Annotated in this window: 23 protein-coding genes and 1 pseudogene; 10 read left to right on the top strand and 14 right to left on the bottom strand. The window is 69.8% G+C overall.

The window, feature by feature from the left end:
• Positions 1-53: 53 nt before the first annotated feature.
• Positions 54-500, bottom strand: coding sequence for a GAP family protein (locus ACZ6D7_RS42330; RefSeq protein WP_469502952.1), 447 nt, complete (start codon positions 498-500; stop codon positions 54-56).
• Positions 501-713: 213 nt separating this feature from the next.
• Here ACZ6D7_RS42330 and ACZ6D7_RS42325 point away from each other — a divergent pair, with 213 nt between their 5' ends.
• Positions 714-881, top strand: a complete 168-nt coding sequence (locus ACZ6D7_RS42325) for a hypothetical protein (protein WP_469502949.1) — start codon at positions 714-716, stop codon at positions 879-881.
• Positions 882-918: 37 nt separating this feature from the next.
• On the opposite strand, the gene ACZ6D7_RS42320 is transcribed toward ACZ6D7_RS42325, so the two are convergent.
• On the bottom strand, positions 919-2,502 hold the full coding sequence (locus ACZ6D7_RS42320) for an FG-GAP repeat domain-containing protein (protein ID WP_469502946.1): 1,584 nt from the start codon (positions 2,500-2,502) through the stop codon (positions 919-921).
• A gap of 97 nt (positions 2,503-2,599) precedes the next feature.
• Entirely contained in the window at positions 2,600-4,447 is a 1,848-nt protein-coding gene (locus ACZ6D7_RS42315; RefSeq protein WP_469502944.1) for an alkaline phosphatase D family protein, read from the bottom strand.
• Positions 4,448-4,575: 128 nt separating this feature from the next.
• Here ACZ6D7_RS42315 and ACZ6D7_RS42310 point away from each other — a divergent pair, with 128 nt between their 5' ends.
• Positions 4,576-5,295: a DUF4232 domain-containing protein gene (locus ACZ6D7_RS42310; protein WP_469502941.1), complete on the top strand. Its 720-nt coding sequence runs from the start codon at positions 4,576-4,578 to the stop codon at positions 5,293-5,295.
• A gap of 87 nt (positions 5,296-5,382) precedes the next feature.
• Here the strand turns inward: ACZ6D7_RS42310 and ACZ6D7_RS42305 are convergent, their stop codons facing one another.
• Together ACZ6D7_RS42305 and ACZ6D7_RS42300 are read right to left on the bottom strand one after the other, a co-directional pair.
• On the bottom strand, positions 5,383-5,802 hold the full coding sequence (locus tag ACZ6D7_RS42305) for a roadblock/LC7 domain-containing protein (RefSeq protein ID WP_469502939.1): 420 nt from the start codon (positions 5,800-5,802) through the stop codon (positions 5,383-5,385).
• Positions 5,799-7,832: a sensor histidine kinase gene (locus ACZ6D7_RS42300; protein ID WP_469502936.1), complete on the bottom strand. Its 2,034-nt coding sequence runs from the start codon at positions 7,830-7,832 to the stop codon at positions 5,799-5,801. Before ACZ6D7_RS42300 ends, ACZ6D7_RS42305 begins: the two co-directional genes overlap by 4 nt.
• A gap of 447 nt (positions 7,833-8,279) precedes the next feature.
• Here ACZ6D7_RS42300 and ACZ6D7_RS42295 point away from each other — a divergent pair, with 447 nt between their 5' ends.
• Positions 8,280-9,245 (top strand): hypothetical protein, encoded by a 966-nt coding sequence (locus tag ACZ6D7_RS42295; RefSeq protein WP_469502933.1) that lies wholly within the window; start codon positions 8,280-8,282, stop codon positions 9,243-9,245.
• Between the two features lie 217 nt (positions 9,246-9,462).
• On the opposite strand, the gene ACZ6D7_RS42290 is transcribed toward ACZ6D7_RS42295, so the two are convergent.
• The 3 genes from ACZ6D7_RS42290 to ACZ6D7_RS42280 all read right to left on the bottom strand — a co-directional run bounded on the left by ACZ6D7_RS42290 (position 9,463) and on the right by ACZ6D7_RS42280 (position 11,187).
• The gene (locus ACZ6D7_RS42290) at positions 9,463-9,882 is read right to left on the bottom strand and encodes a DinB/UmuC family translesion DNA polymerase (protein WP_469502930.1); all 420 of its coding nucleotides are present in this window, start codon (positions 9,880-9,882) and stop codon (positions 9,463-9,465) included.
• The gene (locus ACZ6D7_RS42285) at positions 9,879-10,286 is read right to left on the bottom strand and encodes a DUF4436 family protein (RefSeq protein ID WP_469502927.1); all 408 of its coding nucleotides are present in this window, start codon (positions 10,284-10,286) and stop codon (positions 9,879-9,881) included. The genes ACZ6D7_RS42290 and ACZ6D7_RS42285 overlap by 4 nt, the downstream gene beginning before the upstream one ends.
• A gap of 253 nt (positions 10,287-10,539) precedes the next feature.
• Positions 10,540-11,187 (bottom strand): serine hydrolase domain-containing protein, encoded by a 648-nt coding sequence (locus ACZ6D7_RS42280; protein ID WP_469502924.1) that lies wholly within the window; start codon positions 11,185-11,187, stop codon positions 10,540-10,542.
• A gap of 146 nt (positions 11,188-11,333) precedes the next feature.
• Between ACZ6D7_RS42280 and ACZ6D7_RS42275 the strand changes: the two genes are divergently transcribed.
• On the top strand, positions 11,334-12,047 hold the full coding sequence (locus tag ACZ6D7_RS42275; protein WP_469502921.1) for a GntR family transcriptional regulator: 714 nt from the start codon (positions 11,334-11,336) through the stop codon (positions 12,045-12,047).
• A 36-nt stretch (positions 12,048-12,083) separates the two neighbouring features.
• Positions 12,084-13,250, top strand: a complete 1,167-nt coding sequence (locus tag ACZ6D7_RS42270) for an NAD(P)/FAD-dependent oxidoreductase (protein WP_469502918.1) — start codon at positions 12,084-12,086, stop codon at positions 13,248-13,250.
• A gap of 251 nt (positions 13,251-13,501) precedes the next feature.
• Here ACZ6D7_RS42270 and ACZ6D7_RS42265 read toward each other — a convergent pair whose 3' ends face one another.
• The 5 genes from ACZ6D7_RS42265 to ACZ6D7_RS42245 form a co-directional block, all read right to left on the bottom strand.
• Positions 13,502-13,744, bottom strand: a complete 243-nt coding sequence (locus ACZ6D7_RS42265; RefSeq protein ID WP_469502915.1) for a DUF6417 family protein — start codon at positions 13,742-13,744, stop codon at positions 13,502-13,504.
• A gap of 535 nt (positions 13,745-14,279) precedes the next feature.
• Positions 14,280-14,573, bottom strand: a complete 294-nt coding sequence (locus ACZ6D7_RS42260) for a hypothetical protein (protein WP_469502913.1) — start codon at positions 14,571-14,573, stop codon at positions 14,280-14,282.
• A 126-nt stretch (positions 14,574-14,699) separates the two neighbouring features.
• Positions 14,700-15,587, bottom strand: a complete 888-nt coding sequence (locus ACZ6D7_RS42255) for a septum formation family protein (RefSeq protein WP_469502910.1) — start codon at positions 15,585-15,587, stop codon at positions 14,700-14,702.
• A 358-nt stretch (positions 15,588-15,945) separates the two neighbouring features.
• Positions 15,946-16,401, bottom strand: a complete 456-nt coding sequence (locus ACZ6D7_RS42250; protein ID WP_469502908.1) for a transposase — start codon at positions 16,399-16,401, stop codon at positions 15,946-15,948.
• Positions 16,402-16,436: 35 nt separating this feature from the next.
• Positions 16,437-16,721 carry a helix-turn-helix domain-containing protein gene (locus tag ACZ6D7_RS42245; protein WP_469502905.1) on the bottom strand — a complete coding sequence of 95 codons (285 nt, stop codon included), beginning with the start codon at positions 16,719-16,721 and terminating at the stop codon, positions 16,437-16,439.
• Between the two features lie 401 nt (positions 16,722-17,122).
• Between ACZ6D7_RS42245 and ACZ6D7_RS42240 the strand changes: the two genes are divergently transcribed.
• The gene (locus ACZ6D7_RS42240; protein ID WP_469502902.1) at positions 17,123-17,680 is read left to right on the top strand and encodes a DUF3291 domain-containing protein; all 558 of its coding nucleotides are present in this window, start codon (positions 17,123-17,125) and stop codon (positions 17,678-17,680) included.
• Between the two features lie 60 nt (positions 17,681-17,740).
• Positions 17,741-17,908 (top strand): hypothetical protein, encoded by a 168-nt coding sequence (locus tag ACZ6D7_RS42235; RefSeq protein ID WP_469502899.1) that lies wholly within the window; start codon positions 17,741-17,743, stop codon positions 17,906-17,908.
• Here the strand turns inward: ACZ6D7_RS42235 and ACZ6D7_RS42230 are convergent.
• A complete protein-coding gene (locus tag ACZ6D7_RS42230) occupies positions 17,889-18,197 on the bottom strand; it encodes a transposase family protein (protein WP_469502985.1) in 309 nt (102 codons plus the stop codon). The two genes, ACZ6D7_RS42235 and ACZ6D7_RS42230, sit on opposite strands and share 20 nt — an antisense overlap.
• A 432-nt stretch (positions 18,198-18,629) precedes the next feature.
• Here ACZ6D7_RS42230 and ACZ6D7_RS42225 point away from each other — a divergent pair, with 432 nt between their 5' ends.
• From ACZ6D7_RS42225 to ACZ6D7_RS42215, 3 genes and pseudogenes are all read left to right on the top strand, one after another.
• The gene (locus ACZ6D7_RS42225) at positions 18,630-19,808 is read left to right on the top strand and encodes an NAD(P)/FAD-dependent oxidoreductase (RefSeq protein WP_469502896.1); all 1,179 of its coding nucleotides are present in this window, start codon (positions 18,630-18,632) and stop codon (positions 19,806-19,808) included.
• Between the two features lie 71 nt (positions 19,809-19,879).
• Positions 19,880-20,271 (top strand): annotated as a pseudogene (locus tag ACZ6D7_RS42220) (sigma factor); the annotation flags it as partial.
• A 64-nt stretch (positions 20,272-20,335) separates the two neighbouring features.
• The gene (locus tag ACZ6D7_RS42215; RefSeq protein ID WP_469502893.1) at positions 20,336-21,178 is read left to right on the top strand and encodes an NAD(P)H-binding protein; all 843 of its coding nucleotides are present in this window, start codon (positions 20,336-20,338) and stop codon (positions 21,176-21,178) included.
• Positions 21,179-21,191 lie beyond the last annotated feature (13 nt).

Here is a 21,191-nt window from a genome sequence, read left to right as displayed (position 1 = left end):
CAACTTACCCCCGGTGGGTTGTCAGGTGACGAGTGTGTAGATGCTGCTGGTGGTCAGCCAGAGTCCTCGGTGAGGGTGGAGAGGTCGGCGTCGACGACGGTGGCGGCGTCGGCGCCGACCAGGGCCCAGGGCTGGAGGACCCAGGCGAGTGCGGCGGCCGTGCCGAGGGAGGCGTTGTCGATGCGGCCTGTCCAGCTCGGTGGCCGGTAGGAGCGAGGCAGTTGCCGGTAGCGGTGGCCGCCGAACAGCACGAGGCCGACGCCGATGGCGAGTTTGGCGGCGACTGCAGCGGTCGAGGGCGTGCTGTGGTGGACGGGCGGCGTCCCGCCGGTCAGCGGCTCCACGCAGGCGACTACTGCGACAAGGTTGGCCAGCCAGGACAGGAGGAAGGCGAGGCCTTTGCGCACGCCGCGGCGTGAGGCGAGCAGCAGGATGAAGGCGGTGTTGTGCAGTGGTCCGAGGGTGATGGCGGTGCCGATCACGATGAGGTCGACGACCATCGGCACAGTCGCTCTCCCGGAGGCCAGGGCCGCCGGATGTCCCCGGACGGGCGTTGTGCGCGGGCGCGCCCGGCGGGCCGGGGTGCCGGTGCCCGTGTAGTGCCGCGTTCCGACTCCGCGGTCCCCGGCCCGACAGGTCAAGCGGCCACGCTGACGCCAGAACGCCTCTGCCCTGCCACGCCCAACGGCAGGCGGTGAACGCTGCTCAGCCACGTGCTCACCGACCCGCACCACCAGCGCCATCTCCCCATCGGACCGTGGGCGGCCGGCCTCGGCGTGACGGCCCTGTGGGCGGCGGGCGCACTGATCGTCGGCGGCACGGTGCTGCGGCTCCGTGATGCCCGAGCCGGTCCCTGGGGAAGACGGCCCGGCGATGCCTGAGCCGGTCCGCAGGGAAGAGAGCCCGGCAGGGCACAGCTCACAGCAGGTCGGCCCAGGCGCTCCAGCCGCTGGTGGCCTTTGTGACGCGGGTCTTGAAGCCGCCGGTGCCGGTGCCGGCGTAGAAGTACAGGGCACCGGAGGAGTTCGTGGCCATGAGGTCGGCCTTGCCGTCGCCGTTGGCGTCGCCGGGTGAGAACACCTTCTTGTACTGCTGCCAGCCGCTGCCCACCTTCACCCGGGCCGAGAACGGGGCGGACGCGCTGCCGGTGCCCGCGTAGCGCCACAGGACGCCGGAGGTGTCCCGGGCCATCAGGTCGGGGCGGCCGTCGCCGGTGAAGTCGCCCGCGCCGACGACGGCGTTGTAGCGCTGCCAGCCGGTGCTGATCGTGACCCGGGAGCCGACGGAGGTGCCGGAGTTGTCGCCCGCATAGAGGTAGAGCGTGCCGGCGGTGGTCACGGCCAGCAGGTCGCCCTTACCGTCTCCGGTCAGATCACCGGGGCCGACGACCCGGTTGTAGGAGGTGGAGCCGGTGGCGAGTTTGGGGTCCGAGAGGGCGTAGAACGCCGGGTTGGTCAACTGGCCGCTGCTGACGGACAGGACGACCAGGTCGGCGAGGCCGTTCTGGCGGAGCGAGGAGGCGTACGCGAGGCGGGTGGTGGCGGACGGCCAGGCCTCACCGACCAGAAGCTTGCTGGTCAGCGTGCCGGTGCCGGTGACCTCGTAGCTGTAGACGCTTCCGGCCGTCGTACGGGCCATGGTCCCGAACTTGCCGAAGTGCGGATTGTTGCCGGCTCCCGCGAACTGCGTGACCTTGCCCCAGCCCTTGCTGCGGGCTGACCGGGTGCCGAAGGTGCCCTTGCCGTTGCCCGGGTAGAACCACAGAGCGCCGGAGAAGTCCCTGGCCAGCAGGTCGGTCTTGCCGTTGCCGTCCCAGTCGCCGCCGCCGATGATCTGGTTGTACGACGCCCACTCGGTCTTCGGGTCCTTGACCCGGGTGCCGAAGGTGCCGCCCTTCTTGCCGGGGTAGCGGTAGAGGACGCCGGCCGGGGTGCGGGCCAGGAGGTCGCCGACGCCATCGCCGTTCAGGTCGCCGGCGCCGATCAGCTCGTCGTACTGCTGCCAGCCGGTGCCGACCAGCACGCGGCTGCCGAAGGCGCCGGTGCCCTTGCCGGGGTAGTAGTAGAGCGAGCCGGCCGGAGTGCGGGCCAGCAGGTCGGCCTTGCCGTCTCCGGTCAGATCACCGGGGGCGGTGACCTTGTTGTAGATCTGCCAGCCGGACGCGACCGTACGGTACGAGCCGAGGCCGCCGGGGGTACGTGCGTAGGTGCCGGTGTGGAAGTACAGCACGCCGCTCGCGCTGAGGGTCAGCACATCCTGGACGCCGTCCGAGTCGAGGTCGCCCGGGGCCAGTACGTCCTTGACCTTGGCGACGTCCGAGTCGAGGGCCATGGTCTCGGCCGAGCCCGTGTTGACGTACAGCTGGCCCGCGACGTTGCGGTAGATCAGGTCGGACGTGCCGTCCGCGTCGAAGTCACCGCGCGCCGGGGCGGTGGCGTCCGCGTCGGTGGGCAGCAGCACGAAGACGCCCGTCGCGAGCACCGCCACCGTGGCTGCCAGCACCGATGCCTTCATGACAGGGGAGCGCCGGTGTCCGGGTCTCCGGTCGCGCCGGTCGCTCCGCCGGGGTCGGGTGGTGAACACGTTCTCTCCCGGAAGGTCAGGGGGTGGTGGAGACGTCGGTGGAGGCGTCGGTGGAGGCGTCGCTCGGGGACTCGGTGGTGGAAGGCGATGCGGGCTCGGTCGCCGCGGCCGGGGCTGTGGCCGACTCCGTCGACTCCGTCTGCTCGGCCGACTGCGCCGGATCCGCCGTCGCGTCCGAGTCCGTCGGGGTGGCCGTGTCCGCCGATCCTGTGGACTCCTCCGCGCTCGCACTCGTACTCGCCGAGGACTCCGTTTGGACGCCGACCTGGTACACGCCCGGCACACCGTCCTCCACCCGGAAGGTCGCGGCTGTGGTGGTCGTGCCGTCCCTGGTCAGCACGGTGGAGATCGCCCGCAGTCGTGCGTCGATACGGTCCGCGGTGATGTCGAAGAGCAGATAGCCGCGCCGGGCGTCCATGATCTTCCAGTGCGGGTTGTCCGCCAGCTTGGGCGCCCACTCCGCGGCGAAGGCCACCAGGTCCTCGTCCCCGTTGCTGGAGATGGAGGTCCCGACGAACTCCGCGCCGACCACGGCCGACTCCGCGTCGGCGAAGTCCAGCTTGAGGTCGCTGACGATGGTGCGGTGCCTGTCGCCCGAGAGCACCACGGGGTTGCGGATGTCCTGGAACTCGGAGAGCAGGGTGTCGCGTTCCTTCTGGTAACCGTCCCAGGCGTCGTACGACCACTCCTTGCCCACCCCCGCGAGGAAGTCGGTCTCGGCCATCATCACCTGGGAGGCGACCAGGTTCCACCGCGCGCCGGAGGTGCGCATGCTGTTCACCAGCCAGTTCCGCTGGGTGTCGCCCATGATGACCCGGCCGGCCTTCAAGGCCCCGGCGGAGGTGGTCGCCTGGTCGTCGCGGTACTGCCGGGTGTCCAGGACATGCAGCCGGGCCAGGGGGCCGAAGTCGAGCGAGCGATACATCAGGACGTCCGGGCCGCTGGGCTTCTGCGCGGCACGGATCGGCATGTGCTCGTAGAAGGCCTGGAAGGCGGCCGCCCGACGGGCCCGGAACTTCGCGGTGGGCCAGGTGACGGGGTCGTTCGCGACGTCACCGGCCCAGTCCTGCTCCACCTCGTGGTCGTCGAAGACGACGACGAAGGGTGCCGCGGCGCGCATCGCCTGCAAATCCGGGTCGGAGTTGTACTGCTCGTGGCGGGCACGGTACTGGGCGAGCGTGACGGGCTGGCCCGTGCCTTCGTGGCGGCGTACGCGATAGGAGTAGGCCGAGCTCTCGTAGATGTAGTCGCCGACGAACAGCACGAGGTCCGGCCGCTGTTCGAGCATGTCCCGGTAGGCGGTGAAGTAGCCGTGCTGCCAGTTCTGACAGGAGGCGAGCGCGATCCGCAGGTTCTCGGGGGTGTCCCCGGCGGCGGGGGCGGTGCGGGTCCGGCCGGTGATGGAGGTGCGGCCCAGCGCCTTGAACCGGTACCAGTAGTCGGTGGCCGGGGTGAGGCCCGTGACGTCCACGTGGACGCTGTAGCCGAGGCTGCTGGTCGCCGTCGCCGTACCGCTCTTGACGATGGTGGTGAAGCCGCTGTCCGAGGCGAGCTCCCAGCCCACCGCGACGGTGGGAGCCAGGATGCCGGAGCTGCCCAGCTGCGCCGGCACCACCCTGGTCCACAGCACGATCGCGGTCGGCAGCGGATCGCCGGAGGCGACGCCCAGCTTGAAGACCGTGCCGCTCACCGCCGCACCGGCACCGGCCGCGGCGGTCGGCCCGCCCACGGACGCCGAGGCGTCGCCCGTCAGCAACTGCCCGGCGCCCGCCGCACCCGCGGCGCCCAGCGTGACGGCTCCCGCGCCCAGGAACCGCCTGCGGCGTATCCCGTCGGTGCCCGTGTTGTTGTCGCTCGGGTGCACAGGCGTGCCTTCCCCCTGAGGCGGTGCCCTGCGCAGCGCCGGTGAACATGATCGCCGTGGATTCTATGCAATACGCTCACGCTTGCGGCACCGGGTCCGTGAATCCGTTCGAACAACCAGCAGGAGCCATGCGCCGACCATTGATCTCCGTAGTCACGGTCCTGCTCCTCGCCGGCGCGGCAGGGTGCTCGTCGTCCGGCGCCGAGGAGGAGGCGGGAAGCGGTTCCGGTGCGGGCTCGGGCTCGGGCCCGGGCTCGTCGAGCACCGTGGCCAGGGGCGGGTCGGAGAGCGACGGCTCGCCGAGCGCCGACGGGAGCGGGGGCTCCGGGGAGAGCGGCGGCAGTGGCGGCGCCTCCGGGGGGAGCGGCGGCAATGGCGGCAGTGGCGGGGCGTCCTCCCCGCCCGCCGGGGTGCTCTTCGGAGCCGACTCCCTCCCCAGTCCCGCCGCCGACCACTGCCGTACGAAGAACCTGACGGCCGTGGCACGCGGTACTGGTCAGGGCCGGGCCTCGGTCGTGATCACCAACGACGGCACCGGCTGGTGCACGGTGCGCGGCTTCCCCTCCCTCCTCTTCAAGAGCGAGGCCGGCCGCACCGAGCTGCCGGTGGACTGGGCCGGGTCGGCCACCGAGGCCGCGAAGATCACCCTCGCTCCGGGCGAATCCGCTTCCGCCGCGCTCACCTTCGCCAGCCTCGACGAGTGCGAGCCGGTCACCGGCCTCGACATCGTCCCGCCCGGCGAATCCCGGCCCCTCACCCCTGCTTTCACGACCACGAGCGGGAAGAAGGAGGCGGTGCGCATCTGCGACACCGGCGTGAGGGTGAAGGCTTTCTCGCCCGCGCAGTGATGCGGGGCTTGTGCTGCGGCGATGCGGGGCTTTGCGCTGCGGTGACGCGAGGCTTGCGCCGGGGAAAGCGGCCGGAGCCGGCCGCGGCTATTCCGCGGCCGGCGGAGCGGAGTTGAGCGCGCGTACCAACTGCGGGGTGAGCAGTTCGCCGGCACGGTCGGCGAGGACGGCCATCTCGTAACCGACCAGGCCGACGTCGCACCCCTCGGCGGCGAGGACGCCGAGGCAGCTGCCGTCGCGGACGCGGCCGACCATCAGGAAGCCCCCGAGCATTTCGATCATGACGAGCTTCATGCCGCGGAAGCCGTGTGTCGTCGCCGCGTTCTGGGCGAGGCTGGTGATGCCGGAGACGACGGCGGCGAGGTGATCGGCGCGATCCCGGCCGAGGCTGTCCGAGGCAGCCATGAGCAGGCCGTCGGAGGAGACGGCGACGGCATCGGTGACGCCGTCGGCGGTGCGTGCGAACTCCGAGATGAGCCAGCCGAAATTCTGGACGGCGGTGGTCACGATGACGCTCCTTGTGTGCTGTGGGCCTCGGCACGGGCGACACCTGCTCGAAAGCCGTTGAGCAGGGCGGAGACAGCGGGCCTGGTGGGCGGGGGTGAGGTGGCGGGGTCCTCCGCGGGAACGAGCAGGCGCCCGGGGAGGGCGAGGAGCGCGGACAGGCCACCGCCGGCGGTGTCGAAGAGGTGGACCTGGGCACCTTCACCGAGGCGGTGGGCGAGTCGGCCGACGACGAGGTGGCCGAGGAACCGGGTGGGCGCGGCGAGCAGGGCCTCCTCGCCGGCGTCGGAGAGGCGGGCGTTGGCGCGCTCCTTGTCGGCTTCGGACATACCGATGCCGTGGTCGACGACAGCAAAGCAGTACGTGTCGTCCTCGGTGTCGTACCAGCCGTGCACCTCGACCGGTTCGGCCGGTGGCGAGAAGGTCAGCCCGTTCTCGATGAGTTCGGCGAGGAGGTGGGCGACATCGGCGACGGCGTGCCCGCGCACCCGCACCGGCTCCACGGCCGCGATCAGGACCCGCCGGTACTGCTCCACCTCGGCGACGGCGGACTGGACGACTTCCAGGCCGTCGGCGGGCGCCGCCGTGGGCCTGGGCGGATTCTGGCCGGCCAGGACCAGAAGGCTTTCGGCGTTGCGCCGCATACGGGTGGCGAGGTGGTCGAGTTCGAAGAGCTCGGCGAGGGCGTCCGGGTCGAGTTCCTGCTGTTCCAGGCGGGTGATGAGGCTGAGCTGACGCCGCACGAGGTTCTGGTTGCGGCGGCCGAGATTGGCGAGCGATTCGGTGGTGTTGCGGCGCAGGCCGGCCTGCTGGGCGGCCAGGCGGAGGGCGGTGCGTTCCACCTGCTCCAGGGACGCCGCGACCTCGGCGATCTCCGCCGCGCCGCCCAGCAGACGTGCATCGGGGTGGTCCGGCGCGTCCGCCGGCGGGAGGAGCTCGGCATGGTCCTGCGGGGACTGCTGGATGCGGGCGACCGTCGCGGGTAGCCGGTTCCGCGCCACGTCGTGGGCGGCCTCGGCGAGCGCGCCGAGCGGGCGGGTGAGGGAACGGGAGGCGAAAGCGGCGAGGCCCGCGACGAGGGCGGCCACGAGTGCTCCCGCGACCAGGTAGACGGCGAGGCCGATCTCGGCGTCGTGGCTGAGCCGGTCGGCCCGGTCCCGTGCGTCGTCACCGACCGACTGCTGGACGGCGTACAGATCGTCGACGAGTACGGTCATCGCGTCCCACCAGGCGCCGGCGTCGGCGTGCGGCGCGGACCCGTCGGCGGCGGCTTCCGCCCGGTTCTCGTAGCCGGTGGCGCGTTGCGCGTCCTCGGTGCCGAACGCCTTCTTCAGGGCCGCCCGCTGGGATGCGGTGGCGACCTGCCGGAAGCGGGCGAGGGCGGCGACGCGCGTGGCACGTACCTCGGTGAAGGTGAGGTACTCGCGGCCGTGAAAGCCGCCTTCAGCGAACACGCCGTTGAGGAAGCCGCGTTCGAAGGCGACCGATTCCTTGGCCGCGGCCAGCTCCCGCAACGCCGCCAGACCGTCGCGCAGTTGGCGGTCGGCGCCGGTCGCGGTCTCCGCCACCGGGTCGACGGCGTTGAGGGCGTCGACGGCGGTGGTGTAGAAGGCCAGGGTCGCGGCCCGGTCCGCGGTGTCCGTGCCGGAGCTGCCCTCGTCTGAGCTGCCCCCGTCTGAGCTGCCTTCGTCGGAGCTGCCCTTGTCGGCAGCGGCCCGGACGGCGGCAAGGCGCCGCAAGTGCCTCTGGACGACATCCTCGACGGCGCTCTCGCGGAGCATTCCGCGCAGGGTTGTGTCGACGCGCTCGCGGGTGGCGGCGAGTGGTGGGCGGAACTCCTCCTCGCCTCCCAACAGGCCGTTGGTCAGGCCGCGTTCGCGTTGCAGCTGGTGGACCAAGGCCTGGATGCGCAGGCTGAGGCCCACCTCGGAACGGGTCGTCCGGGCGTCGCCGAGGGCCTCCGCGCGGCCGTGCACGGCGAGACCGGCCACCGCCAGCAGCAAGCAGATCGGGACCGTGATGACCACCGCCACACGGCCCCTGATACTGCGCCAGCCAGGCATCTGCCGACGCGCGGATGACGTCCGGCCCCTCCGGCGACGCCCGCCCCGGCCCCCTGGACCGCCCTCGTCCGAACTGCCCTCGTCCGAACTGCCCTCGTCTGAAGCGCCTTTGCCTGAACTGCCCTCGTCTGAAGCGTCTTTGACGATTGCACCAAGCCTGCCGAGCGCCGGCCGTAACGGCGTCCATACCCTCATAGTCACGAAGCTAGTCCGACCGCCGTATAGGCCGGTTTCCGAGCTGTAAGGCCGCGTGGGAGATTCAGTTGCACCGCCCTCACACCGCGGGCCGGGAGGCTGTGACCGCGGCCGACAGGACACCGGCCTCCAGCCCTGCCGGGCACAAGGCGTCGCGCGCCAAGGGCGTCGGGCGGGCTTCGTGGTGGGCGGGAGTCGCGCAGGTGCTGGAGCAGTTCGCCATTGACTAGGCCGACGACCTCGGCCGAACGCCAGGGCTTTCGCGGCATGCGGCTAAGCTCCCTGGACATGCCCACAACAGCGCGCAGGTCAGTCCTCGGCACCACCGTTCTGGCTGTCTTTCTGACGGCCTTGACCGGCTGCTCGTCCGACTCCGGCCCGGGCAGCGATTCCAAAGTGTTGGAGGGGCTGGGCGCATTGGCCGACGACAGCAGCGCGAGCGAGGTCGCCTACCTCGATGTGGCGAAGGCGCGTGAGTTGCGCAAGGGTGGCGAGAAGTGGCAGGGCTCTGTCAGCCTGCCGGGCGGCATCCTCTCGCGGTACACACCCGGGCTGTGGGAGGAGGCCTTGAAGTTGACGCAGATCAGCACCTCCGTGGACACCAAGAGCGCGGGCGTCTGGGAGGGCTCGTTCGACGAGGCGGCCATCACCGCCGAGCTGAAGTCGAACGGATATGAGCAGACCGGAGACGACGACACCTGGACGAAAGCCGGCAGCAATGGAATGTCGGTGAGGGTCTCGAAGCAGGAGATCTCCTACATCGCCGAAGACGACACGTCCATGGCGGCCGTCCGCCCGAAGAACGGCGCCTCGCTGGCCGACAAGAAGGAATACCAGCGTGTTGCCGAGTGCCTGGGTGACGTCTACCGCGCCGACTTCCTGCCCCTCACCTCCGCCAAACCGGTACACCTGTCCGCCCTCGGCCAGCAGGCCGCCACCACCGCCAAGAACACCGAGATCCTGTGCCTCGTGGCCAAGGACGAGGCAACGGCCGATCGTGCCGCGGCGAAGTTGCGCTCCGTCGTGGCCGACGAGGCGCCGACCTTCGACGGCACGGAAGTGACCGTCGAGAAGGGCGAGCAGCCCGTGGTCCGGGCGGTCGTCCCGGACACCGGCACACAGCCGCTGGGCCGGCTGCTCTTCTCCGACATGGAGCTCTGGACGGCCATCGCAGGCTCCGAGTTCTGACGAACCAGACGCCTCACGGCCGCTGTCCCGGACGTGCTCCGGACTCGCAGCCGGCTGACGTCGTCCGGTGTCAGAGTCCCGTGTCAGAGGCCGGTGGTCCAGACCCCGACGGGGCGCTGGGCTGGTGGCAGCAATGGTTGAGGCTGTGACATCCGGTGTCGCCGATGCACCTGCTCTTCCCAGTGAGAATCGGCTTCCCGCGTCGGGCGCTCCCCGGTCATGCTCCCGATCCCGGGCGATGCTCCCCGCCTCGTTGCCCTGCCCGCGAGTCGCGCCCGACATGCCGGATGAGCATGCGCCACGGCGTCGGGCAGACGGGGGACGGGTGCTGATGGCGAGCAGTGGCGGGGTAGAGGACGTTGTGCCCGTACCGGGTTCGGGCGCGGTCGGCGACGGCTTCGATCGCCAACGGCTTGTCGTCGCTGTGGACGAGGGTGAGTTGACGGGTGGCCTGGTCGTCGGGGCGTAGGGCGTCGGCGCGCAGGGCGATGCTGCGGACCCGGGCTCGCTGCGGAGCGAGGGAGTCGTAGACCGCGTAGGTGGTACGGGCCAGGAGGACCGTGTGGTGGGTGGCTTCGGGCAGGGTGCGGCCGCGGCGGGTGGCGCTGTGGTCGGCGTAGCGGACGGTGCAGGTCAAGCCTCCTGCCGGGAGGGCGCAGGTTCCGCGGAGATCGAGAAGAGCGTGTCGTTGTTGGAGAACAGCATCCGTACCGGCACCTGCTCGCCGCCCAGGTGCGCCCGGAACGCGATGTCGGTCTCGTAGGTGTCGAACGGGTAGTCACTGATCGATCCGCCTGTGAGCGCAACCTGCACGTCTGTCGTCGCGAGCCGCTCATGCGCCGCGAACTCCAGGTCGCTGAGGGGCGCCCCCGAGGTCTGGAGGCTGAGATCGGCCACCGGGGCCGCCCCGTCCGCCTCGCCGAGGGTCCCGCGCGGGGTCACCCAGACCCGCAGTACCAGCTCTCTGTTCGCGGCGTCGACGCTCTGGACGGCGGCCTCCACGTCCACCCGGTCGGCGGCTGAGGATCCGACGGTGTGCACTGTGTCGACCGCCTACCGCTCGGTGAACTGCAGCCACGAGCCAACGGCCACCGCCACAACGATCAGGAAGGCGATGAGGATGAGCACGGGCAGGATGGACCCCCCGGAGCGTCGTGAGCGAGGCGAGTCGGCAGGTGCCGGACGGCCCTGACGCATCACTTGGTCCAGATGTCCAGCAGTTGGTTTGCCGCACGGAAGTTGTCGGGTGGTTCCGCGTTGCACACGACGGTGACGGCAGTGTCGCGGTCCGGGCTCACCTTGAAGGTGCTGTGAAATCCTCCCAGTCGCCGCGATGCACCAGGCTCTTGTCGGGGAGGAGGATTCCGGCCCCGTAGCGCCCTTCTTCGATGCCACGCGGGCGCAGGACATCGCCCACACTCACCGCTCCGTCCGTGACGCCTGCGAGCAGTTCGGTTCCACCGATGCGACCAGTGCGGTAATTGTCGGCCCAGCGGACGAGTTCCCCCGGGGTGGTTTGGACGGACCCGTCTCCGTACTGCTTCCAGGGGGAGGAATGGGGAGCGAAGGAGCCGTCCTTCCCCTCGTACGACTTCGCCTTTCCGGGAACGTCCACTGCCGGGGACACCGTCATGTGCAGGTCCAGCGGGGTGAAGAACTCCTGCTGGATGAAGGTCGGGAACGGCTTGCCGGTCACCCTCTCGACGGCATGTGCCAGGAGTACGTAATTGGAGTTGGAGTAGGAGAATCCCTCACCTGGCGGATCCTGTGGCTGTGAGGCGAGGACGGCCGCGATCGCTTCCTCCTGGCCGGCCGGATCCGTCAGCTCGATGCCCTTGGCCTCCACGCGCAGCAGGTCGTCCTGTTCGGTCCGCGCGAATGCCGCCCACGGCAGACCGCTCACGATCACGTCGGCGTGGCGGTGGCCGCGGCCTGTGAGCACCTCACGCAGGTTGCGTGCATCCGCCACGGCGACGCCGACCCGTGGGCATCGGCTCGCCAGTGGCTCGGCGAACCGGGCTTTCCAGGGTGTCGCGGGCCTGCTCCCCGCATATTGACCGGTCAATTGACTGAATGTACGGTCTAATTGTGACCGTGCCACTCTACGTGCAGATCAGGCGAGAGATCGAAGCGAAGATCCGGGCTGGGGACCTGCCCCCCGGCGCGCGGCTGCCGACCGAGAAGGACCTCTCCGCCCAACACGGCGTCAGCCGTGCCACCGCCCAACGCGTCCTCAATGACCTGGCCGAGGCGGGACTGGCGATCCGCCGGCGGCGCCACGGTACGTTCGTCGCAGACGTGACGCGGCAGATCAATCTGCTCAACTTCGTCACCCCCGCCACAGCCGCCAAGGGCGCACCAGGCAGACACGAAGTCGTTTCCGCGCGGATCGTCAGGGCCGCCGACGCCGTCCCGAACCTCCCCGGCGCCTCCGCCGACACGGCCGTAGTGGAACTGGTGCGCCGCAAGCTCGACGTACGCGAGGAACCACAGTCGGTCGAGCGGCACGTCGTTCTCTTCGCAGTGGCCCCCGACCTGCTGAACGAGAACCTCGAAGACCTCGTCACCCTGCCGTATCTGCAGCGCAGAGGAGTAGCGATCGAGGCGATCCGGCTCTACCTCGAACCGGTGGCTCTCGGTGAGCACGACGCCGCTCTGCTGCACAGCGAGACGGGAACGCCCGCGCTGATGAGGCGCAGGGAGTTGCGTGCCGATGACGCAAGCACCGTCGAGGTGGTCACGACCCTCGTCCGTCCCGGAACTGCCGAGTTCTTCCTGGAGCTTCCGGTCCCCGCCATGTGAGCAGCGTGTCGCTGCCAGAGAGGAGATGCGCACACCATGAAGGTCATCATCATCGGTGCCGGCGTGCTGGGCGTGAGCGTCGCGAGGCAGCTTGCCGTCGCCGGCGAGGACGTTCTCCTGCTCGACCAGCGGGGAGCCGGCACCGGTACGACCGCGACCACCTTCGCCTGGACCAACTCCAGCCGGAAGCCCGACCCGGACTACCACCGGTTGAACCTCGCGGGGATGGAGGAGCACGCCAGGCTCGCCGAGCAACTGCGCGGCGCGCCGTCGTACTTCCCCAGCGGGGCGCTGCAGTGGGCGGACACCGCAAACGAGCAGTGGCTAGCCGGCAACGTGGAACGACTGCAGTTACTCGGCTACCCCGCTCACTGGATCACGCCTGACGAGGCAACGCGGATCGCAGGCGACCTACGCATCCCGGCGACCATCACGTCCATCGCGCACTTCCCCAGCGAGGGATACGTTCTGCCGAACCTCTTCGTGAACAACCTGCTGGCAGATGCCGAGCGGCACGGAGCCACGTGCGCGACCGGCGAGGTCGTGGCCATCGACGACAGGCCGGACCAAGTAGCCGTCACCCTGGCCACAGGCGAGGTCTGTACGGGCGATCGACTCGTCCTGGCGGCTGGCCGCTGGACACAACGGCTCGCCGCACGGGCCGGGATCGCCGTCCCCATGGTGACGGATACCGGTCGTGGAGCGCAGACCGTCGGTCTCCTGGGATACGCCAGATCCCCGGCACTCGACCTGCGATGTGTGATCCACAGCCCCGGCCTCAACCTCCGCCCCGCGGCCGGCGGGCATACCGTCCTACAGGCTCTCGATCTGAACGCCGACGTCGATCCGGCAGACCCTCCGACCGTGGACGGGGACCTGGCAAGCACACTCGCTCGGCGGTTCTCCGCACTGCTGACCGACCAGAGCCGGGCACCGAAGATCGACCTGCGCATCGGCTTCCGGTCACTGCCCGCAGACGGCCACACCATCGCCGGCTATGCATCCGCGCAGGCCCGTGTCTACTGCCTCGTCTCGCACAGCGGGGTCACCTTGGCGCCGATTCTGGGCCGCCTGGTCGCGGCCGAAATCGCAACCGATCAGGAACAGGACCTTCTTGGGGCCTTCCGGCCCACACGATTCACCGGCGCACGGCGCGCGGAGATCGAGGTGGACCAACATGCCACCAGTCTGGGTGAGCAGTAGCCGAAAGCCCTCAACCGCGATTCCCGTCACGGAAGGCCTGCCGCAACGGCCACACGGCACGCCGATATGCACCGTCCTGATGATGATTCGGCCGCGCCGCCCAGGCCCGCCCAGCCGCCGACCACAGCCGGGCGGGCACGATGGGCGACTGGTCATCGCGGTGAGCGTAGGCCCCACCGGCACCCGGAGCAGCACAGGCGGGTGCACCCACGAGCGCTCCCGGGTGGCGATGGTGTCGGATGCCGTTCTCGTCACGGTAGGTGAATCGGCCGGCACGGCCGACGGTGGGAGGTGGAGGAGCGGAGTGGATGCGGGGGTGGCTCAACGCGGGGCAGGGCAGGGGAGGGCTGGTGGGTGATGCCGGTGTCGCGGGCGAAGCGGTTGGTTTCGAGTGCGGAGCTGGTCATGTTGTGCAGCCAGAACACGTAGGCCACGGACGTGAGCTGGTCGTCGGCCAGGTAGAGGATCCACCGCTTCACACTGTGGTCTGCCACAGGGCGGCCATCGGGGGCAGACACAGTTCGCCCGGTGCCGGCCCGGTCCGGGCTCGTCCGCAGGCGTGGTGTGCCGTGGGCGGGTGCGGGCGTAGAGGAGGAGATCGTGGCCGGGCGGGGCGAGCCGGGCCGCTCACCTCACTGGCCGGCCCTCCCATGCCGAGTGGGCCGCCCGCTCCTCCCGGCCGGCGAGTCCGACCAGGCCGCGGTCGGCGATATTGAGCACGCGCTGCTTCACCGGCAGCAGCACCCCGTCCACGCCCAGCCGTGCTCCGCCTCCACACCGGTGAGGGCCGAGACACCGGCACCGACCTCTACCAGGACCGCCGCCAGTACGTGTGGAACAACCCTGAGCGACCTGCGCGAGGGAGGTCCAGTCGAGATCGTCACCCTCATCCTCCGTGAAGCCGATGGCTGAGCGGTGCGAAAGCGGCCGCTCGGGCGAGAGCTGTGGTCCTACGTCCTGTCTGGTCGATCACGTCGGAGGACCGGTTACGCCGACCCGACCCGACCCGACCGGGGGATCCCGGCCGGGTCACGTCGTACCGTCGGACGCCGAAGGCGTCGGCGAGAGCGGAGAGAGGTCCGAGCAGGCCGGTGAGCACGACGGCGGGCACGGCGGTCGGGTTTTCAGCGGCTGGCTTCCACGGAGCGGTCGTCCACGTCTGGCCGGGCCGCCCTTGTTCTTGCCGACCAGATAGCCGTTGTCGTCGGTCCAGTAGGTACGCTCCACCGCCACGGTCTTGCTGTCCGCGCCGTAGATGTAGGTGCCGTCGTGCACCCATCGGCAGGTGTCGCCCGTGCTGCGGCCGTCGCAGCAGCTGCGCATCTAGGTCCGCGAGCCGGATGCGGCCCACTGGGGTGGATCTCTTCCTTGGCGGCGTCGAGACCGGACAGGTCCTAGGAAGCGGGGCCGGGTTCTTGACGGACACGGCCCCGCTAATCCGACGGAGCGTCAGCCCGCCCAGACCTCGGCCTCGTCGGCCGGGACAGTGGTGGCCAGGCCCAGTTCCTTGCGGGCGGCGACCGACTTGTTCGGGTCGATGTCGGTGAACGCCGGGTCGTAGGCGATGTAGAACGCGTCGGCGTCGGCGGCGTTCGCGGCCTTCTTCCAGTTCCCGGCCGCCTTCGTCAGCGTCGCGCGGAGCTTGCCGACCTCGGTGCCCTCGATGCCGTCCAGTCCCTTGACGTGCGCGTCGAGGGCGGCCGCGACGGCCTTGGCCTGCGCCTTGTAGCCCGCCAGGTCGTCCTCGACGGTGTCCTTCTCGGGCTGGTTCGCCCACAGGGCCTCGTAGACCGCGTTCGAACCCTTGAGGTACGTGGCCTGCTCGGGCTTGAGGGACTTCGCGGTGTCCAGCGAGCCGCTGAACGTGCCCTTCTCCGCGGTGTAGGTGCAGCTCACCGCGCGGTCACCCGTCGCCCAGCTCTCCTTGGTCGGGGTGTAGTAGAAGAGGGCGACGCCCTTGGGGAGTGCCCAGGTGTCCGGGGCGTACTTCTGCGCCTCGACCGGGCATCGGTTGTCCGCGATCGTCGAGACCCCGTCGTCGCCGGGGTACTCCTTGCCCTTGTCGATCGCGAACTCGCCGACGACCTGGCCCTCGTGCGCCTCGTCGCAGGGCACGATCTCGACGGCGTATGCCGTCCCCTCGGCCTTGCCGTTCGGGTTGTAGCAGTCGCCGATGTCCAGCGAGTACACCGAGCGCTGGCGAGCCGCCTTCTTCGCGCCGTCCTTCGCGCTGTCGACGGCGTCGGAGACGTCCGAGCATCCCACCGCGCCGATCGCGAGCAGGGCGGCAACGGCGGATATGCCGCGAAGGGAACGATATGGGGCACGGATTGCCATGACGCGTACATCCTCTTACGTGATCTTTATGAGGGTCGCGCGCATCGTATGCCATTCCTGTGGCCCGGTTGTGCGAAGGCCCCCCACTTCATCGCGTCGTCTGACGCGCGACGGGCCGCGAGGGTTGTATCCGGGCTACTCGCAGGTGGGAGGCGGGAGGGAACCGGACCCTGTGACACTACTCAAGACCTCGCACCTCGTCTGACGCCGCAGCCGACTGCACGAGCTGCGCACGCGCCATCGACGAGCCCCTCGTGATGACGCTCTTTGGAAGCGGCTGTGGACCACATTTCACAACGATCACTGGCTGCGTAGATGCGACCGCGGAGAGTGAGTGTCGGTGATTCCTGACATCGCTTCACCGAGAGGCCCCGGAATGTCGATGAGACTCGACTTGGTTGAGCCAGGTGGCGTGCAAGGGGGTGTGGACCATGACCGTGTTCGGGAACGCCGCGGTGAGCCGGTCGGCCGCCTTCTGACCGCGATGGGAGGAGCCGTTGTCGACGATCCAGAACACGCGGTAGACCAGGGCACCGCCGCGTCCGTAGGTGTGATTGACGCGCATCGCCCTGGCCTTGCCAGGGGCGAGGGTGGGGTGGCAGCGGCACCGGGCCTGGATGGAGGTCTTCTCGTCCGCGCTGATCACGTACTCGTCACCGCCGAGCTGTTCGCCCTGCCAGGTGCGGTCGGACAGATCCAGCACCCAGGCGGCCTTCAGCCGGAAGCCGGTGTTGGTGATGAAGATCCAGGAGCGGTGCTGCCAGGGCTTGAGCGAGTCCTGGGCCAGCCAGCGACGCACGGTCGACGCCGACACGAACGGGGCGATGCCCCGCCGGGCGGCCTCGCGGGTCAGTTCTGGGCACGGCCAGTGTGAGAGCGGTACTTCACTCTCGACAGGCAGGCAGCCGGCCGGCAGGCAGGCAGCCGGCAGGCCAGTGCCTTGACCTCGGCGGCCCGCAGCGGTGTGAACGAGGCGGGACGGCCGCAGCGTTGACGGACTTTGAGCCCGGGCAGGCCCGCCCGGGCGAACCGGCCACGCCAGCGGCGCACGGTGTCCACATGCAGCCCCGTCTCCCGGGCGATGCATGCGTTGGAGCGTCCACGCGCGGCGCGCAGCACCACCTGCGCACGCACCCGCAGCCGGTGCTCGGTCTTGTAGCCGTAGGCCTCTTCTTCAACCGCACGCGTTCGGCGGTACTCGGCGCTGTCGGACAGGGGGTGCGGACGGGCATGGCAGGCGAACCGATCGGCCGAAGTGGATCACTGGTACCCCCCAGCCTGCCCGCCCGTCACCGCCCCAGCCCCCGCAATGACCGGTGCAAGAGGCCACTTGGACAGGGAAAACGCAACTTCGACATGGCCCGCAGAGGCAGCTACCTTCACCTGGTCTTCGGCGATCGCCCACGGTCGCGCAGGAGTTCCTTCAGGCGCTGAGCCACCCACGACGGGATGAGTCATGCCCCATGAACCCTCGCCCCCATGCGTAAGCCACCGAACCGGGTCCACGTCAGGCAGCCCCAACCAGGGAGAGAAACATGCCCCATCTTGCTCTGTACACATTCGGCGTCCTGAAGTCACCTCTCGCCGATCCCGCACCTCTCACGCGCGAGTTCTACGAGATTGGTGAGGCCGTCTACCGGAAGATCAGTCAGTACCCCGGATACCTCGCGCGTGCTGAAGCGGCAGACGGTGACCGGGGCATGCTCTTCGAGGCGGACTGGGGTGCATGGGGAGAGTTCGCCGTACCGACCTGGTACGGCAAGGGCCGTACGGTGGAAACCACCGCCCTGGCCGCGACACTCTCACTCTGGACCGACTTGCGCCCCGCCTTCGACGCCGTCTACACCGGTCTGCACCGTGAGGCGCTGAACAGGCGTTACGACTGGTTCGAGAGGACAGGACACCCGAATTACGTGTGCTGGTGGGTCTCCGACGGCGTGATACCCACCTGGCAGGACGGGGTTTCCAGGCTGGAACACCTCCACGACCACGGCTCCGCGCCGCACGCCTTCACCTTCCACCACTCCTTCGCCCCGGACGGAACTCCGACCAGGATCACAGGCATCGGGCGGAAGAGCGACCAGGTTCGCTGACAAGGAAGCCTGAACGACTGGGTTCGCTGTCAAACGCCTCGATTGAATGACGGCGAACAGATGCGTCTGGGCCAACGGCGGATCCGCCAGTACCTGAGGCTTCGCCTCTACCTCGCGAGCACCGATGAGTACCAAGACGCCATCCTGCCCACCAGCGGCTTCGCCGGCACCCCCGAGGACGCCCTCGACTGCGCCTGCGACCTCTACCTCACCGACCCCAGCATCTGACCCCGCACCACGACGGGGCGAAGGGTCTCGACATCCACGAGCACCGTCCCGTAGGTGCGTCCCCTTGCGGAACGCGAACTCGTCGACGCCGACAACCCGGACGGTCCCCACGGGTGGATCCGGCCTGCTCGACGAATGTCCGTCGGCTGCAAGCCGCGTTGTCGCAGAAGAACCGACGGACGAGCAGGCTGAGCACAGCGCGTCGGCCGCCCAGCGGCCGGTCCGCAAGCCGTCTCGCGTACCTGCTGTGAACTCTCGTTCCGAAGGATTCGCAGCCCGGACAGACCACGTCACAGCGGTCGCTGCGAGCCTCGAGCCGTACTGCTTCGTCATCGGCTTCAACTCGGTCGACCACGAGTCCTTCGACCTCCGGCCAGACCAAGTTCCGCAACCTGCACTCGACCCCCACCAGAACAACGCTGAGGGGCGAGCGGCCTCTGGCCGACCCCTTGATCGAAAGTGATCGTCACGGAAAGGGGTTCGTCGGGGCGTCGGATACGTGCCTGCCTGGGCGGCAGCGGGAACCCGTCTCCTTCGGCGTTCCTGCTCCGCCTCGGCCAGGCCCGGTACGGCGAGGCAACTGACGGGTCCCTGCCAGCACACCAAACGGTGCGTCTGATGCGACGTGGTTCACATCAGTGACCTGTCACATCCGGTGCGGGTTGCTCGTCCCATGGGCGTCACCGACACCGAAACCGGTGCCCGAACATGGGAGATCGAGATGAGCAACGGCCACCACGTCGTCGTCCTCGGCGCTGGCTACACGGGTATGTTCAGCGCCATCCGGCTGGCCCACCGCACCCGCCGGACCGGCGTCAAGATCACCCTGGTCAACCCCTCGAGCCGGTTCGTCGAGCGGCTGCGGATGCACCAGATCGCCGCCGGGCAGGAGCTGGCCGATCACCAGATCCCCGACCTGCTCGACCGGACCGGCGTCACGTTCGTCCAGGGCACCGCCGTCGCCATCGACCCCGAGGCCCGGCAGATCACCGTCGACGGCGCCGGGACCCTCGGGTACGACACGCTCGTCTACGCGCTGGGCAGCTCGACCGACACAGGCAAGGTCCCCGGCGTCGACACCCAGGCGTTCACCCTCAACAACCCGGAGATCGCTGGTCGGTTCGCCGCGCGGCTCACCGAGGTCGCCGCGTCCGGCGGCACGGTCACGGTCTGCGGCGGCGGCCTGACCGGCATCGAGGCGGCCACCGAGATCGCCGAGAGCCATCCCGGCCTGGACGTCATGCTGATCAGCCTGGACGAGCCCGGCGGCATGATGGGCGCCAAGGCCCGCGCCTACCTCTACCGTGCTCTGGACCGCCTCGGCGTCACTCTTGAGACCGGCGCCCGTGTCACCAAGGTGCTGCCCGATGCCGTCGAGCTGGCCGACGGCCGGCTCGTCCGCTCCGACGCCTGCCTGTGGACCACCGGCGTCAAGGTGTCGCCGCTCGCCGCCGCCTCCGGGATCGCCACCGACGACCGCGGCCTCATCCTGGTCGACGCCACGCTGCGTTCGGTGTCCCACCCGGAGATCCACGCCATCGGCGACGCCGCCGCCGTCCGTCTGGCCTGGGGACAGATCCACGGCACCTGCCAGAGCGGCCTGCCCACCGCCCAGTACACCGCCGACACCATCGCGCGGCTCGTGCGCGGCAGGGCCGTCAAGCCGTTCCGCTTCGGCTACTTCCACCAGCCGGTCAGCCTCGGCCGCCGTGATGCCGTCATCCAGTTCACCAAAGCCGACGACACCCCCCGCCGCATGCACCTCACCGGCCGGAGCGCCGTCGCGTACAAGGAGATGGTCAGCGGCAGCCCGCTCAAGACCTACCGGTTCAGCAAGCGCATGAACGTCACCACCATCGTCTCCAAGGGCGGCCGCGCCACCCGCGAGCCCGCGGTATGACGGGCGCATCGGCTCCCAGCGCCGTGCTCTCGGGCCTGCCGCCCTGGTTGCGGCGCTGGGGGCATGAGCCGATGGTCGATGCCAGAGCTGAACAGGACCCGTACATCGAGCACCGCAAGCTGCTGTTCGCCACCGCGTACCGCACGCCGGGCAGCGTCGCCGACGCCGAGGACGTCCTGCGGGACGCCTGGCTGAGTCTGGACACCGCGGACCGCGCAGCGATCCGCCGTCCCAAGGCCTACCTGGTGCGCACGGTCACCAGCCTCTCGTTGAACGGCCTGACTTCCGCGCGGGCCACCCGCGAGACGTACATCGGCCCGTGGCTCCCTGAACCGCCGAGATCCTCGAACGCCCCGAGCCGACGGTCCGCCAGATCGCCCACCGCGCCCGCGAGCACGTCCAGGCCAGCCGCCCCCGCTTCGACACCGACCAGACCCAGCGCCGGCAGGTCACCGCCCAGTTCCACATCGGTCCCATCCGTTCATCCATCACTGACCAGATCTGCACATCGAGCAAAGGACACTGTCATGATCCTTATCACCGGAGCCAACGGCGTTGTCGGGCGTCAGGTGATGAACCTGCTGCTACAGGAGGGCACGGCGGTCACCGCGGTCACGCGCGGTCCCGGCGCGTCCGAGCTGCCTGACGGCGTGCACGCCGTCAGCGGCGATCTGTTTCGTCCCCAGTGGATCGAGGCGGCGCTGGAAGGAGTGGACGCACTGCAGATCAGCCCGCGCGCCACCGGGCCCGGCCTCGGTGAACTCCTGCGGCTCGCCGTCAGGCAAGGCGTACGGCGCGTGGTGCTGCTGTCGGCCACCACCGTGAAGTATCCCGCGGGGGAAGCCCGTTTCGCCGCCCAGTTCCAGCACGCCGAAGACCTCGTCACCAGCTCCGGCCTGGACTGGACGGTTCTGCGCCTGGCCGACTTCGCCGCCAATGCACTGGCCTGGGCGCCCCAGATCAAGGCCGGTGACGTGGTGCGCGGCGCGTACGGCCAAGCCGCGACCTCGCCCATCCACGAAGCCGACATCGCGGCGGTCGCCGTACGCGCCCTCCGCAACAGTGTTCCCCCGGGGTCGATCCACACGCTGACCGGGCCGCAGTCACTGGACCAGGTCGAGAAGGTGCGGCTCATCGGCGCAGCCGTGGGCCGGGCGCTGTCCTTCCAGGAGGTTCCGCCCGAGTACGTACGCCAGGGCATGCTCGCGCAAGGCATGCCCGAGGAGGTCCCCGCCCGCCTGCTCGGCTCCCTGGCCGACTACGCCAACCGCCCAGGCCCCACCACCAGCGCCGTGGAAGACCTGCTGGGCCGGCCCGCACGCACCTTCGCCGACTGGGCACGCGACTCCGCACCCGCCTTCGGCGGCTGATCGGTACTCGACG

The organism is Streptomyces sp. NPDC041784, assembly GCF_055591025.1.
This window is presented reverse-complemented; position numbering and strand designations above follow the sequence as displayed.